We start from the raw sequence: 17016 nt of genomic DNA, 5'->3' as shown, positions 1-17016 counted from the left end.
GTGGTTATGACTGCTTTTCGAAAACTAAAATGCCCGGGGAACCGTTTTGATTCGAAGAAAATGGAATCAACCGAGGCGACGCTAACTGTAGCAACCCATTCCGCTATTTCTTCTTCCCCGCTGCAGCGGGGGTAGGAGCGGCCTTCGGTGCCTCGCAGCACCGTACTATTCTGCCGCACAATGTAGTTTAGCCGGCATTCGCGCACTCCCAACCTCAACCGGCCCGCGGAGTCTTCGATCAGCACGGTGGCGAGCGACGCGCCCTGGAGAAGCTAATTCGAGCCAAGTCCGACCATCGGTGTGCGCCGCTACGCGCAGCAGCGCTCTGCATTCACCCGTCGATGCACTCTGAACTGCGAAGGTCCCGATCATACGATTTGGATCAGCAAACAAGTGAATCGCCATCCTGCTCCACCGCCAATCAACATGGTGGTGAGCCTGTTGTTGTGGTCCGGTCATCGTTGATTCTTCCTGCCCGAAAACCCGGGCAACAAAGCCCCACAACGACTGGTCCACTACAACGGGCTCACCTCACCCTGTTAAGTTCAGTGGTCATATTTGTATTCCCTTTTGGTCGCCTAGAGCGGTGAGGAGTTGATCAAGGTTCATCGTCGCCACGTTGTCGTGTCTTTCGTTGGTGTGTGAGGAATGCTCACTATCGGCAATTTCACGGAGAGTGTTGAGAATCCCGGATCTTATGAGTTGTTGTGTTGGGATTTTTGCGATGAGGTTCTGCATTTCGATCTCTTCTGGATCCTGGGCCCGGCTAATGGTGCTGTTTCCCGATAGTTGAATGTTCAGGTATTGGGCGATAGCGCTAGGGGTGGGGTGATCGAAAACCAAGGTGGCGGGTAGGGATGCGCCGGTGTCTCGGGTCAAGGTGTTGCGTAGTTCTAGGGCAGTTAGTGAGTCAATTCCGAGATCTTTGAAGGGGAGGTCGGGCTCGAGTGTGGCCGGGTCGGGGTGAGCCAACACCGCGGCGGTTGCGGTAGTGACCAACCTGGTCAGTGTGGCCAACTGTTGTTCCGGGGTTTGAGTGGCGAGTTGCGCGGTCAACGTCTCCGCGCTGCCGATTGTGGCGTGTCGGCGCATGTTGGTAAGTGCGGACAGAATTGCGGGTAGGACACCTTGGCGGGCGTGGCGGGCCAGGGTTCGGGTGTTGAGGGGGGCTGGGACCAAGTGAGGTTGTCGGGAGACGAGAGCAGCGTCGAATAGGGCGAGGCCGTGTTCGGTGGTGATGGGGATCAGGTTGCGGGTGAAGCGGGCCTGATTCACCGTGTCGAGGTGTGCTGCTATCCCGGGTGTTTGCCAGTAGCCCCAGGCCAGGCTGGTGGCGGGCAAGCCATGGTGGTGACGGTGGTGGGCTAGTGCGTCGAGGAAGGCGTTCGCTGCCGCGTAATTCGCTAGCCCCGGTGCGCCGAGTACCGCTGCGGCCGCGGAGAACATGACGAATGCGTCGAGATCGATGTGGGCGGTGAGCTGATGGAGATGCCAGGCGGTGTCGGCTTTGGCGGTTAATACCGTGTCGAGTTGGTCGGGGCTTAGTTCGGTGAGTACAGCGTCATGCAGGACGGCGGCGGTGTGGATGACCGCCCGTAGCGGTTGTTCGCTGGGGATATTGGCCAACAGTGTGGCGAGTTGGGTGGGGTCGCTGGTGTCACACGCGGTGATGGTGATTTGGGCGCCGAGTTGGGTGAGTCGTTGGTAAAGGTTGTCGGCTCCTGGTGCGTCTGGGCCGCTGCGAGAGACCAGCAGCAGATGCCGTGCCCCGTATTGGGCAATCATGTGTTCGGCAAATACGGCGCCCAACATGCCGGTGCCGCCGGTAATGAGCACCGTGCCCGCGGGGTCGAATTCCACGGGGGGTGAGGTGGTGGTGGTGGTCTCGGCTGTGGTGGGGGTGAGTCGGGGGGTGTGGGGGGTGCCGTGGCGTAGGGCGAGTTGGGGTTCGGTGGGGGCTGAGGTGGGGTTGGTCAGGGTGGCCAAGACGTTGGTTAGCGTCTGGGCGGTGGTGGGGGTGTTGTCGATGTCGATGAGGGTGATGCGGTTGGGGTGTTCGTTTTGGGTGGTGTGGATTAGGGCGGCGGTTGCGGCTTGGGCGGGGTCGGGGGCCAGGTCATCGGGGCTGGTGGTGATGGCGTGGCGGGTCAGGACGACGAGATGGGTGTCGGTGGTGTCGGGGCGGTTCAGCCAGTTTTGTAGCCCGGCCAGGGTGTGTTGGGTCAGGGTATGCACCCGGTGCAGGAGGTCGCCCTGGGTTGGTTGGGAGGTGGTGAGGTCCCAGAGCACCACTGGTGGGCAGGGCTGTACTGCTGCTAGATCGGTGTAGACGGCGCATTGAGTCGATTGGCCCAACGTGGAGGCAAGGTCGTCGGGGTAAGAGCTGACGAGCGCTAACGGTGGCAATACTGGCGCGGTCGAGAGTGTGTCGGGGGGTAGTACAGGCCAGGTCAGCTGGAGCAACCCTCGGCGTGAGATCCCGGTGGGTTGCAGGCTGCCAGTATCGGGTAGCGCACGTAGGGTGAGCGCGTTGATGGTGATCACCGTCGCTCCGGCCGGGTCAGTGGCATGCAGGCTGAAGGTGTCGGCGCCAGTCGCGGTGAGTTGGACGAGTAGCCGGCGAGCCCCGGTCGCATGGAGGTTCACTCCGGTAATCGCGAAGGGCATCCGTGGGGTTGGCGCGGGAGAGGCATCGGTGTCGGTCAAGGCGGCAGCGAGAGGCTGCAAGGCGGCATCGAGTAGGGCGGGGTGGATGCCGTAGCCGTCGACATCGGTGTCGGCGGGTAGGGCGACTTCCGCGCAAGTGGTGTTGGTATCGGTGGGGTCGTTTTCGAGACTGTGCAGTGCGCGAAACGCGCCGTTGTAGCACACGCCGTGTTGAGCGAGCTCCTCGTAGAAGCCTTCTTGATCAACAGCATTGAGGGTTGGCCTCGCGGTGAAGGGTGTTGTCGGGGAAAGCATGCGGGACCGGTGGTTGCTCAGTGTTCCGCTGGCGTGCAAGACCCAGGTGCTGTGCTGGTGTGGGTGTTCACTGGTGCGGGCGTGGACGCTAAATGTTCGCCGGTTTTGTTCGTCGGGGGCGGTCACGCTGATTTGTAGATCGGTGGCGGCGTCGGGGGTGAGGGTGAGTGGGGTTTGTAGGACGAGTTCGTCGATGGTGGGGCAGCCGGTGTGTTCGCCGGCGTAGAGGGCCATGTCAATGAGTGCGGTCACGGGCAGTACCGCCGTGTCGCCGAGTTGGTGGCCCGTTAGCCAGCGGTGCGCGCTGGTGGACAGTCGTCCGCTGAGCACAATTTGGTCTTGATCTGCTAGTTCGGTGACTGCTCCCAGCAGGGGATGCTCAGGTTGATCGAGTCCGGCGGCGCCGACATCTGCTCGGGGGGCGGGGTCTAGCCAGTAGCGGCGGCGCTGGAATGGGTAGGTGGGTAATTCCACCGTGGTAGCGCCGGGGTAGATCTTTTGCCATGACGGGCTGTGGCCGTGGACGTGCAAGTTCGCGATTGCGTTGGCCACCATATCCATGTCGGGACGGTCCCGACGCAACGTTGTCACTACCGCTGATTGAGTGAGCTGGCCAGTGTCGGCTAATGCGTCGGTGAGTGCTGATGCCAGTACCGGGTGCGGGGACAGTTCCACAAACACGCGCTCGCTGTGGGCCAGCAGTTGCGCTACACAGCTATAGAACTCGACTGGTTCGCGTAGGTTGCGATACCAGTAGTCGGCGTCCATGGCGGTGGTGTCTAGCGGGTGTTCGGATAGCTCGCTGGCGACGGTGGAGTACAGCGGGATGCGTGCTGGTTGGGGGTTGAGGTCAGCTAATTCGTGGAGCAGGTGTTCACGCAGGCGCTCTACGTGAGCGGAGTGCGAGGCGTAGTCCACCGCTATGGGTCGTATCTGGACGCCGCCGTCCTCGCAGGTACCGATAAATTGGTCGACCGCGGCGGTATCGCCGCTGATGATGGTGTGCGCCGGGCCGTTGATCGCCGCGATGCTGATCTGGGTGTTCCATGGCTGCAGCAGTGGGCGTAGGTCTTCGGGGCTGAGCAGGACCGAAGCCATCGTTCCGGTGCCGGCCAGCTGCGCAAGTGCCGCACTGCGTAGGGCCACCACTTTGGCGGCCTCGGCGAGGGACAACGCCCCAGCGATGTACGCGGCGGCGATTTCCCCTTGGGAATGCCCGATCACTGCATCAGGCACAATCCCGTAGCCGCGTAATGTTTCGGCTAGCGCGATCATCACCGCGAACAAGACTGGCTGGATCACTTCTACCAGTTCAAGCGAGGGCGCGTCGGGGTCCAGGCAGATCACATCGCGCACAGACCATCCCGTATAGGGGCGTAACTCGGCGTCGCACGCATCGATAGCGGTAGTGAAAACGGGGTGTTGACGATAAAGCTGTGCGCCCATGCCGGCGTATTGGCTGCCCTGGCCGGGGAAAACGAACACTGTTTTACCGGCCTGGCCTAGCCGGTAGTGGTGGTAGGTCACTCCTGGGTGGGATTGGTTGGCGGCTAGGGAGTGTAGACCTGCCAGAAGGTCGTCGCGGGTGTTGTCGGTGTCACCGGGTACGGTCACAGCCGCGCGGTAGGGGTGATGGGTACGGGTGGTGGCCAGGCTGTGGGCCAGATCGGTAAGGCTTAGGTCTTCGTGGTGGGTGAGGTATTCGCTAAGTTGCTGTGCTTGAGCTGTCAACGCTGCGGGAGTATGTGCTGATACCGGCCAAATGTGTAATAGAGGCTGTTGAGGAAGCTGTGTGGTTTCGGGGTCGGCAATGGTTTCCGGCGCTTCTGGTGGGGGTTGCTGCACGATCAGGTGTGCGTTGGTGCCGCTGACCCCGAAGGCCGAAACCGCTGCGGTGCGAAGATGCTCAGTCTTGGGCCAGGGCGTTGCCTCGGTCAGTAATTGCACGGTGCCGGTTGACCAGTCGATGTGCGGACTGGGTTGATCGATGTGCAGGGTGGCGGGTAAGACGGCGTGGTTGAGGGCTTGGATCATTTTGATCAGTCCGGCGGCGCCGGCCGCGTGTTGGGTGTGTCCGATGTTGGATTTCACCGATCCCAGCCACAGGGGATGCTCGGGATCGCGGTGGGTGCCGTAGGTGGCGATTAGCGCGCCGGCCTCGATCGGATCACCCAAGGTTGTGCCGGTGCCGTGGGCTTCGACCACATCGACCTGGTCCAGGGCAATTCCCGCGTTGGCGGCCGCCTGAGCGATAACACGTTGTTGGGCTGGCCCGTTGGGGGCGCTCAGTCCGTTTGATGCGCCGTCTTGGTTGACTGCTGATCCCGCGATGACGGCAAGTACTGGATGGCGATTTCGGCGTGCGTCGCTTAGACGTTCCAACACCAGGACTGCAGCACCTTCGCCCCAGCCGGTCCCATCGGCGGCGGCTGCGAACGCTTTGCACCGTCCATCGGCGGCCAGTCCGCGTTGCCGAGCGAACTCGATAAACGGCGCGGGTGTGGCCATGATCGTGGCTCCACCGGCAAGAGCCAGGCTGGATTCGCCGTTACGCAGGGATTGACATGCTAGATGGGTTGCTACCAGCGACGACGAACATGCGGTGTCTACCGTGATTGCTGGGCCTTGCAACCCCAACACATAAGCCACCCGGCCCGAGGCCACACTGGTGGAGGCGCCTGTTAGGGCGTAACCCTCAACGCCGGAATGGGCACTCACGTAGCTCTGCGCCCCGATCCCGATGAACACTCCGGTGTTCGAGCCTTCCAGGGTGGTCGGGTCGATGCCCGCGTGTTCCAGCGCTTGCCAACACACTTCCAGCAGCACCCGCTGTTGAGGATCCATCGTGATTGCTTCTCGCGCGGAGATCCCGAAAAATTCGGCATCAAAGCCGGCCACGTCCGCCACAAATCCTCCGTAGCGGGTGTAGGTCTTGCCCACTGCGTCGGGATCGGGGTCGAACAGTCCCGCCACATCCCAGCCCCGATCGGTGGGAAAGCCACTCATCACATCGATGCCATTGCTGACCACGTCCCACAAACCCGCGGCCGACTCGATGCCACCAGGCAAACGACACGCCATGCCCACCACTGCGACCGGGGCATCCAGATCGACTTGCGTCGGGGCGACGGCCAGGGTCGGGCTGGTCGCACCGCTGAGCAGGTCCAACAGATGTTCAGCGACTGTGGTAGGGGTGGGATGGTCGAAGACCAGCGTCGCGGGCAACGTCAAGCCGGTGTCCCGAGTCAAGGTGTTACGTAGCTCGAGCGCGCTCAGCGAGTCGATGCCGAGGTCCTTGAAGGACAGGTCGGGATCCAACATTGCCGGGTCGGGGTGCGCTAATACCGCGGCAGTCACAGTGGTCACCAACTCGATCAGCGTCGTCAATTGCTGCTGCGGGGTTTGCTTGGCTAGCTGTGCGGCGTAGTGGGAGTTTTCGGTGATGGCGGGAATTTCGGCTGTCTGGGGTTGGGTGGTGCCCAGCTCGGCCAGTAGGGTGTGGGCGCGGCCAGTAGTGGTGAATACGTCTCGGAATTGACTCCAGTCGACATCGGCGATCGTAATCAGGGTGTCGTCTACGTCGAGGGATTGTTGAAGTGCGGCGAAGGCGATATCGGGGGATATTTGATGAAGCCCGATGCGGCTGAAATATCCCACAACTTCTTGCGATGTTGTTCTGTCGTCTGTCCAGGCCCCCCACGCTGGGGCTATAGCGTGGCAACCGCGACCGCGTAACCGCGTTACGAGTGCTTCGATATAAGCGTTAGCGGCCGCGTATGCACCTTGGCGGGTACCGCCCCACGTTGCCGCCGCTGAAGAGAACATGATGAACGTTTGTGGTGGCTGATCTTCCAGAACGGCTATCAAATTTTCCGCGCCCAGTGCTTTGGCGGCGAAAGATTTGGTGAATTCGTCAATCGTTGTTTCGGTAGTGGTGACCAGCCCGATATGAGCTGCGGCGTGCACGACCGTGTGGATTGGTCCATGTTCAGTGCGTGTTTGGGCGACAACGGCGGCTAAAGCGTCTCGATCGGTCACATCGACCGATATCGACGTCGTGGTTATTCCCGCGGAGTTGAGCTCTTTTTCCAACTCGGCTACCTGCGGGTGTTCTGCAGCGGTACGGCTGAGCAGGACAAGATGGCTGGTTCCGGCCTGCGCTAGCCAGCGGGCAATGTGCTGACCTAGATGGCCTGTGACGCCGGTGACAAGAGCAGTTCCCGATACTTTCCAAGTACGCATGCGAGCTTGCGGTAGCGAGGCTTTGTGGAGTCGTCGGGCGCTCACACCGGCCGCGCGTATTGCGAGTTGGTCTTCCGATTGCTGGCAGGTCAAGATGGCTTGCAGGCGGTTGAAATCTTGTGGTGTTGGACTCACCGGCAGATCGACAAGCCCGCCCCACCAGGTGGGATGTTCGAGGCAAGCCGACTGCCCTAGCCCCCAAACCGCTGACTGGCTGGGCGTTAAAACGTCGTCTGGGTTGACTTGTGCCCCGCCTTGGGTGATTACCCATAATGGTAGATCAAGTCTGGAGTCGCCATAGGATTGCACAATATGAAGCGTCGACAATAGGGCCGTTGATATTCCAGGAAAGTCTTGATCTGTCCGCTCGTGTAGGGCCATGAAAGAAACAATGCCATCGCATTTATTTCGGGTGGCTTCGTCGGCCAGTAGGGCAGCTAGAGAATGCCTATCGAGCATGTGCGGGTCAATGGTTAGCATTGCGACAGAGTCCGCGGATCGCGCTGAAAAGCCGGCGACCCACACATCGTCAGATTGCTCGGGAAGGGTTAAAACCAGCCACCGCCGGCGAGTCTGCGGGAACGTATTGGGAGTAACGTTTCGCCAGCCGACCTGATAACGCAGTTGGTCAACTGCCGACCGGTCCCTTAGTTCTTTACGCCATTCACGCAGGGCTCGTACCACAGGTCCCAGCGACACGATGCTTTGGGCATTGTCGATCCTCAATACCTGAGCGACCGTGTCGACCGCGTCGTCATTGACGGCGTCCCACAGCGCAACTTCAGCAGGATCACTGACAGTGGCAGGGGTGGGAGTGGGCGCCGCCAACCAGTAGCGGCGGCGCTGGAATGGGTAGGTGGGTAATTCCACCGTGGTAGCGCCGGGGTAGATCTTTTGCCATGACGGGCTGTGGCCGTGGACGTGCAAGTTCGCGATTGCGTTGGCCACCATATCCATGTCGGGACGGTCCCGACGCAACGTTGTCACTACCGCTGATTGAGTGAGCTGGCCAGTGTCGGCTAATGCGTCGGTGAGTGCTGATGCCAGTACCGGGTGCGGGGACAGTTCCACAAACACGCGCTCGCTGTGGGCCAGCAGTTGCGCTACACAGCTATAGAACTCGACTGGTTCGCGTAGGTTGCGATACCAGTAGTCGGCGTCCATGGCGGTGGTGTCTAGCGGGTGTTCGGATAGCTCGCTGGCGACGGTGGAGTACAGCGGGATGCGTGCTGGTTGGGGGTTGAGGTCAGCTAATTCGTGGAGCAGGTGTTCACGCAGGCGCTCTACGTGAGCGGAGTGCGAGGCGTAGTCCACCGCTATGGGTCGTATCTGGACGCCGCCGTCCTCGCAGGTACCGATAAATTGGTCGACCGCGGCGGTATCGCCGCTGATGATGGTGTGCGCCGGGCCGTTGATCGCCGCGATGCTGATCTGGGTGTTCCATGGCTGCAGCAGTGGGCGTAGGTCTTCGGGGCTGAGCAGGACCGAAGCCATCGTTCCGGTGCCGGCCAGCTGCGCAAGTGCCGCACTGCGTAGGGCCACCACTTTGGCGGCCTCGGCGAGGGACAACGCCCCAGCGATGTACGCGGCGGCGATTTCCCCTTGGGAATGCCCGATCACTGCATCAGGCACAATCCCGTAGCCGCGTAATGTTTCGGCTAGCGCGATCATCACCGCGAACAAGACTGGCTGGATCACTTCTACCAGTTCAAGCGAGGGCGCGTCGGGGTCCAGGCAGATCACATCGCGCACAGACCATCCCGTATAGGGGCGTAACTCGGCGTCGCACGCATCGATAGCGGTAGTGAAAACGGGGTGTTGACGATAAAGCTGTGCGCCCATGCCGGCGTATTGGCTGCCCTGGCCGGGGAAAACGAACACTGTTTTACCGGCCTGGCCTAGCCGGTAGTGGTGGTAGGTCACCCCTGGGTGGGATTGGTTGGCGGCTAGGGAGCGTAAACCTGCCAGAAGGTCGTCACGGGTGTTGTCGGTGTCACCGGGTACGGTCACAGCCGCGCGGTAAGCATGATGAGCACGAGTGGTGGCCAAACTATAAGCCAGATCGGTCAAATCGATTTCCGAATGACCGAGCAAATACTCATGCAACCGATGAGCTTGAGCGCTCAACCCCGCAGACGATCGCGCCGAAAGCGGCCAAATTCCCAATGAGCATTCTTGACTTGGAGAGGCTCGGTGAGCAGCTGTGGCAGGGCCAGGAGAACCCTGCTGCACAATCAGATGCGCGTTGGTGCCGCTAACCCCAAACGAGGAAATCGCCGCGGTTCGAAGATGATCAGTGTCTGGCCAAGGCATCGTTTCGGTCAGCAACCGCACAGTGCCCGCCGACCAATCCACCTGCGGAGTAGGTGCGTCGACATGCAATGTCTTCGGCAAGACGCCGTGGCGCATGGCCTGAATCATTTTGATCAGTCCGGCAGCCCCAGCAGCGGCTTGGGTGTGTCCGATGTTGGATTTCACCGATCCCAGCCACAGGGGATGCTCGGGATCGCGGTGGGTGCCGTAGGTGGCGATTAGCGCGCCGGCCTCGATCGGATCACCCAAGGTTGTGCCGGTGCCGTGGGCTTCGACCACATCGACCTGGTCCAGGGCAATTCCCGCGTTGGCGGCCGCCTGAGCGATAACACGTTGTTGGGCTGGCCCGTTGGGGGCGCTCAGTCCGTTTGATGCGCCGTCTTGGTTGACTGCTGATCCCGCGATGACGGCAAGTACTGGATGGCGATTTCGGCGTGCGTCGCTTAGACGTTCCAACACCAGGACTGCAGCACCTTCGCCCCAGCCGGTCCCATCGGCGGCGGCTGCGAACGCTTTACAGCGCCCATCGGCGGCCAGTCCGCGTTGCCGAGCGAACTCGATAAACGGCGCGGGTGTGGCCATGATCGTGACACCACCGGCAAGAGCCAGGCTGGATTCGCCGTTACGCAAGGATTGACACGCCAGATGGGTTGCCACCAGCGACGACGAACATGCCGTGTCTACCGTGATCGCTGGTCCCTGCAACCCCAACACATAAGCCACCCGACCCGATGCCACACTGGTAGCCCCACCAGTCAGGGCGAAGCCCTCACCACTGTCTGAATCGCTATCCCCGTAGCGTTGGGCATAAGCCCCGATGAACACCCCGGTGTTCGAGCCTTCCAAAGTGCCCGGCTCGATGCCCGCGTGTTCCAACGCTTCCCAACACACTTCCAGCAACACCCGCTGCTGAGGATCCATCGCCGCTGCTTCGCGCGCCGAAATCCCAAAAAACTCGGCATCGAACTCCGCAGCGCTAGATATGAACCCGCCGTAGCGGGTGTAGGTCTTGCCCACCGCGTCAGGATCAGGGTCAAACAGTCCCGCCACATCCCAGCCCCGATCGGTGGGAAACGCACTCATGACATCGGCCGCACCGCTTACCAAGTCCCACAAACCCGCAGCCGACTCGATGCCACCAGGCAAACGACATGCCATGCCCACTACCACGACCGGCTCTTCCGCATTGGCTTTCACGGGAGTAGCCACCGGAGCTGGGGGAGCAGCAGCGCTGAGCTGGTCAACTAGGTGATGGGCGATTGCGGTGGGAGTGGGATGGTCGAAGACCAGGGTCGCGGACAAGGTCAGGCCGGTATGACGGGCCAGACTGTTGCGCAGTTCCAGTGCACTTAGCGAGTCGATGCCGAGGTCTTTGAAGGGCAGATCGGCATCCAAAGCGGCGGAGTCGGGGTGAGCCAACACCGCGGCAGTCATGTCGGTCACCAAGTCGGTCAAGGTAGCCAGTTGCTGTTGTGGAGTTTGGCTAGCCAACCGTGAGGTGAACGTCTCGGTGTTAGTGGTGGTGGCTTGCCTGCGGGTAGTGGTTACTGCGGACAAGATCGCAGGTAAGGCGTTCCGGCGGGCGTAGCCGGCCAGAACCTGGGTGTTAAGGGGGGCAGGAACCAGGCAGGGGTGTTGGCATGCCAGGGCAACGTCGAACATTGCCAGGCCGTGTTCGGTGGTGATCGGAGTCAGGCTGTTGCGGGTCAGGCGGGCCTGATCCACCGTGTCGAGGTGAGCGGTCATCCCGCTGGTGGTTTGCCAGTAGCCCCAGGCCAAACTGGTGGCCGGTAAGTGATCGCGGTGGCGCTGGTGGGCCAGCGCGTCCAGGAACGCGTTAGCGGCGGCGTAGTTGGCCTGCCCGGGAGCCCCCAGGACGCCTGCCACCGAAGAGAACACAACAAACGCATCGAGATCGGCGTCGGTGGTGAGTTGGTGCAGATGCCAAGCGGTGTCGGCTTTGGCGGTTAACACGGCTTCAAGTTGCTCATGGGTTAGCTCGGTGGTCACGGCATCGTCGACGATGCCGGCGGTGTGGACGACAGCCCTTAACGGGTGCTGCGGGGGGATGCCGGCCAGCACCGCGGCTAGCTCATCGGGGTTGCTTGTGTCACAGGCAGTGATCGTGACTTGAGCGCCGAGCTGTGTTAACCGCTGATAAAGTTCGTCAGCTCCCGCCGCGTCTGGGCCGCTGCGAGACACCAGCAATAGATGCCGAGCACCGTAATGTGCGACCAAACGTTCGGCGAAGACTCCGCCCAACATCCCGGTACCACCGGTAACCAACACTGTGCCCTCGGAGTTGAACACTCCGGGGGGAAGCAGCACGATTTTGCCGGTATGGCGGCCTTGGCTCATATGCCTCAAAGCCTGGGTGGCCTGCAACAGGCCGTAGCTGGTAGTGGGTAGTGGCCGCAAAACACCGGCGCTGATCATCTCGATCAAAGCGGCCCACAGTTGACTAATCCGATCCGGCGTTTCACTGGACAGGTCATAGGTGCGGTAGATGACGCCGGGGTGGGCGGCAGCGACTTCGTTGGGCACCCGGATATCTGTTTTGCCGATCTCGATAAGGCGTCCGCCTTGGCTGAGTAGCCGCAACGAGTTATCCACGAAGTCGCCGGCAAGGCTGTTCAAAACCAGGTCCATGCCCTCGCCATTGGTGCCCTGGTTGAAGACATCAACGAAATCAAAGGTGCGCGAGGATGCGATGCGGTCGCCGGAAACGCCCAATGCTTTCAGGACGTGGTGTTTGCTGGGGTGGGCGGTGGCATACACCTCAGCGCCGAAGTGCCTGGCGATTTGGATAGCGGCTTGCCCCACACCGCCAGCGCCGGCGTGGATGAGTACCCGCCGACCTGCAGCCAATGCGCCCAGTTCAACCATGGCGCCATACGCGGTCAAAAATGCCACCGGAATTGAGGCGGCCGCAGCAAACGACCACCCGGCGGGGATCGGGACAACCATGCGGTGATCGGTCACAGCGGTGGCGGCAAAAGCGTTGTTCGGGAACAACCCCATGACTGCATCGCCGCGACGAAAGGCGGTCACATCCGGGCCGGCGTCGATGATGATGCCCGCGGCTTCGCCGCCGAGTCCTTCCTCACCGATGGCACCCAACGCCACCACGACATCACGGAAGTTGAGCCCGGCAGCACGAACGGCCACGCGGATCTGTCCCGGGCCTAACTCGGTGTGAGGCGGTGTGGGGAGCAGTGCCAGGTTGGCTAAATCACCCTTACCCGTAGTGGCCAATTCCCAGTTCGGGGCTGCTGGTGGCGTCAGGACCTGGGTGGGGGTGAGTCGGGGGGTGTGGGGGGTGCCGTGGCGTAGGGCGAGTTGGGGTTCGGTGGGGGCTGAGGTGGGGTTGGTGAGAGTGGTCAAGATGTTGGTCAGTGTTTGGCTGGTGGTGGGGGTGTTGTCGATGTCGATGAGGGTGATGCGGTTGGGGTGTTCGTTTTGGGTGGTGTGGATTAGGGCGGCGGTTGCGGCTTGGGCTGGGTCGGGGGCTAGGTCATGGGGGCTGGTGGTGACGGCGTGGCGGGTCAGGACGACGAGATGGGCTTGGAGGGTGTCGGATCGGTTGAGCCAGTTTTGTAGCCCGGCCAGGGTGTGTTGGGTCAGGGTGTGGACGTGGTGCAGGAGGTCGCTCTGGGGTGGTTGGGGGGTGGTGAGATCCCAGATGACGAGTGGTGGGCAGGTGGGTAGCGCGGTCAAGTTGGGGTAGGTAGGGCTTTGGTTCAGGTCCGGGCTCAGGTTCTCGGGGTGAGGACTGATCAATGCCCAGGGTGGCAATACCCCTGTTGCGGGAAAGGTTTCGGCGGGTAGGGCAGGCCAGGTCAGTTCGAATATGCCCTGTTGTGCTTTGTGTGTTGGGGGTTGTGTTAGGTCGGTGTCGGGCAGTGACCGTACGGTCAGTGAGTCGATGGTGATTACCGGGGCGCCAACAGGATCGGTGGCAGAGAGCCTGAAGGTATCTGTTGCGGTCGGCTCGAGTTGGACATGCATGCGGCTGGCGCCGGTCGCATGCAAGGTGATCCCGGCGATCGCAAACGGCAGCTGTGGCCCTGAATTGGTGTTGGTGTCTGCTAGCGCCGCGGTCAAGGGGTGTAGGGCGGCGTCTAGTAGGGCGGGGTGGATACCGTAGCCGTGGGTTTCGATGTCGGCGGGTAGAGCCACCTCAGCGCAGATGACATCCGGGTTTAGCGGGTCCTTGCCGATGCCCTGGATGGAACGAAACGCCTCGCTGTAGTGCAAGCCGTGTTGGGCTAGTTGGTCGTAGAAACTTTCTTGATTGACTTTGGTGATGGCTTGGGGCCCGGGTAAAGGTTTGGTTGGGGGGTGGTGGATGGTGCGTTGCTCAGTGTTCCGCTGGCGTGCAAGACCCAGGTGCTGTGCTGGTGTGGGTGTTCACTGGTGCGGGCGTGGACGCTGAATGTTCGCCGGTTTTGCTCGTCGGGGGCGGCCACGCTGATTTGTAGATCGGTGGCGGCGTCGGGGGTGAGGGTTAGTGGGGTTTGTAGGACGAGTTCGTCGATGGTGGGGCAGCCGGTGTGTTCGCCGGCGTAGAGGGCCATGTCAATGAGTGCTGTCGCGGGCAGTACCGCCGTGTCGCCGAGTTGGTGGCCCGCTAGCCAGCGGTGCACGCTGGTGGACAGTCGTCCGCTGAGCACAATTTGGTCTTGATCTGCTAGTTCGGTGACCGCTGCCAGCAGGGGATGCTCAGGTTGATCGAGTCCGGCGGCGCCGACATCTGCTCGGGGGGCGGGGTCTGGCCAGTAGCGGCGATGCTGGAATGGGTAGGTGGGTAATTCCACCGTGGTAGCGCCGGGGTAGATCTTTTGCCATGACGGGCTGTGGCCGTGAACATGCAAGTTTGCGATTGCGTTGGCCACCATATCCATGTCGGGACGGTCTCGACGCAACGTTGTCACTACCGCTGACCCAACACGGTCGGTCACACCAGTCAACGTGTCAGTGATCGCGGCAGCCAGCACCGGATGCGGGGACAGTTCCACAAATGCCTGTTCTCCACCCGCCAGCAAGCCGGTGACACCGTCATAAAACCGCACCGGTTTCCGTAAATGCTGTGCCCAATAGCGCGCCGATGTGAGTTGCTCAACTGTGGCAAGTGAGCCGGTCAGGTTGGAGATGATGGGCACGCTGTGCGGGCGGTAGCTCAACCGGTTAGCGATGGTCTCGAACTCGGTCAATATCGGATCCATGGCCGGTGAGTGGAACGCATGGCTAACCCGCAATAACGTGACTTTATGGTTGTTGTTATTGCAGTGCTCGTGTAGGGCGTTGAGTTGTTCAGCGGGCCCGGCAACTGCCACTGAAGTGGGGCCGTTAACCGCGGCAATGACCACTTCGGGATGGTTTTCGAGCATGGCGGCTACGGCAGGCTCGCTGGCCGATATGGCCATCATCGCTCCGGGGGTGCAGCTTTGCATCAGTCGGCCCCGTGCGCACACCAACACCGCGGCTTCTTCCAGGGAGAACACCCCGGCCACATGCGCTGCGGTCAGTTCTCCCACTGAATGACCGAGCAAATAGTCAGGATTAACTCCTGCCTGGGTCAATACGGCGTGCATGGCCACGCCGAACGCGAACAATGCGGGTTGTGCATAAATAGTCTGCTGCAGCAACTCTGGCTCGGTGAACATCACCTCGCGCAACGGAACATCTAAATGCTTGTCCACCGCCGCGCACACCTCATCGATAGCGGTAGTGAAAACGGGGTGTTGACGATAAAGCTGTGCGCCCATGCCGGCGTATTGGCTGCCCTGGCCGGGGAAAACGAACACTGTTTTACCGGCCTGGCCTAGCCGGTAGTGGTGGTAGGTCACTCCTGGGTGGGATTGGTTGGCGGCTAGGGAGTGTAGACCTGCCAGAAGGTCGTCGCGGGTGTTGTCGGTGTCACCGGGTACGGTCACAGCCGCGCGGTAAGCATGATGAGCACGAGTGGTGGCCAAACTATAAGCCAGATCGGTCAAATCCAGATCAGGGTGATCAACCAAATACTGGCCCAAGCGTTCGGCTTGAGCGCTCAATGCCTCGGCAGTGCGTCCCGACACCGGCCAAACCCGAAACAAGGGCTCGCAAACATCCGAAGGTGAAGGATCGGCAGTGTTGTCTTGAGGGGCTTCTTGCACGATCAGATGCGCGTTAGTGCCACTGATCCCGAACGACGAAATCCCTGCCGTACGGGCACGGCCAGTATCCGGCCACGGTATCGCTTCGGTGAGCAACCGCACCGCCCCCGCTGACCAGTCAATATGCGGGCTGGGGGCATCAACATGCAGCGTGGGAGGCAACACAGCGTGGTTAATGGCTTGGATCATTTTGATCAGCCCGGCCACTCCGGCCGCGGCCTGGGTATGCCCCATATTGGATTTCACCGAACCCAACCACAACGGCTGCTCAGCATCGCGATCGGCGCCGTAGGTGGCCAGAAGAGCGTGCGCCTCAATCGGATCGCCCAAAGTCGTGCCGGTACCGTGGGCCTCCACCACATCCACATCGGCCACTCTCAACCCCGCGGCGGCCACCGCCGAACGGATAACACGTTCCTGGGCCGGCCCATTAGGCGCGGTCAAACCATTAGACGCACCATCCTGATTGACGGCGCTACCACGAATCACTGCCAACACAGGATGGCGATTGCGGCGGGCATCGCTCAGGCGCTCCAGCAACACCAGACCAGCGCCCTCGCCGAAACCGGTCCCATCGGCGCTAGCGGCAAACGCTTTGCACCGCCCATCCGCCGATAGCCCTCGCTGTCGGGCGAACTCGGCAAAAACATCCGGTGTGGCCATGACCGTGACCCCACCGGCCAAAGCCATTGAGCACTCACCACCACGCAGGGACTGGCACGCCTGATGGATAGCCACCAACGACGATGAACACGCCGTATCCACCGTCACCGCCGGGCCTTCAAAACCGAACGCATAGGCGACCCGGCCCGAGACCGCACTGGTCACATTGTCGATGCCCACCCCGTAGCACGATGTCATCGTGCCGGCGAAGACGCCGGTCTGGCTGCCCCGCAACGATTGTGGATCAATGCTGGCTGATTCGAACGTCTCCCAGGCAATCTCGAGTATCAGCCGCTGCTGAGGATCCATTCCCAACGCTTCACGCGGCGAGATCCCGAAAAAACCGGCGTCGAAATCCGCTACCCCGTACAGAAACCCACCCGCGCGGGCATGCACATACCCCACCCGATCCGGATCAGGATCATAAAGCCCGCCAAGATCCCAACCACGATCCGACGGAAACTCGGACACCACGTCTCGGCCCTCAGACACCATCTGCCACAAGCCATCCGGCGAATCCGCCCCACCCGGGAACCGGCACGCCATCCCCACCACCGCCACCGGCTCAACCGTCCTGCGCTCGAGCTCGCGCACACGCTTATTTGACTTGCGGAGGTCGTTGGCGGCCTTCTGCAAGTATTTGCGGAGGCGTTCTTCATTTTCCATTGGGAATATCCCACTC

2 protein-coding genes are annotated in these 17016 nt (G+C 61.4%); both read right to left on the bottom strand.

What is annotated here, in order from left to right:
• Positions 1–552: 552 nt before the first annotated feature.
• On the bottom strand, positions 553–13824 hold the full coding sequence (locus CCUG20998_RS28650; RefSeq protein ID WP_338134142.1) for a type I polyketide synthase: 13272 nt from the start codon (positions 13822–13824) through the stop codon (positions 553–555).
• Positions 13785–17000 carry a type I polyketide synthase gene (locus CCUG20998_RS29190; protein ID WP_161557098.1) on the bottom strand — a complete coding sequence of 1072 codons (3216 nt, stop codon included), beginning with the start codon at positions 16998–17000 and terminating at the stop codon, positions 13785–13787. Before CCUG20998_RS29190 ends, CCUG20998_RS28650 begins: the two co-directional genes overlap by 40 nt.
• Between the last annotated feature and the right edge of the window lie 16 nt (positions 17001–17016).

Origin of the sequence: Mycobacterium marinum, from assembly GCF_003391395.1 — a bacterium.
In the GTDB taxonomy this organism is placed as follows: domain Bacteria; phylum Actinomycetota; class Actinomycetes; order Mycobacteriales; family Mycobacteriaceae; genus Mycobacterium; species Mycobacterium marinum.
The sequence above is the reverse complement of the archived record's forward strand: the minus strand, read 5'-3'. Positions and strand labels throughout refer to the sequence as shown.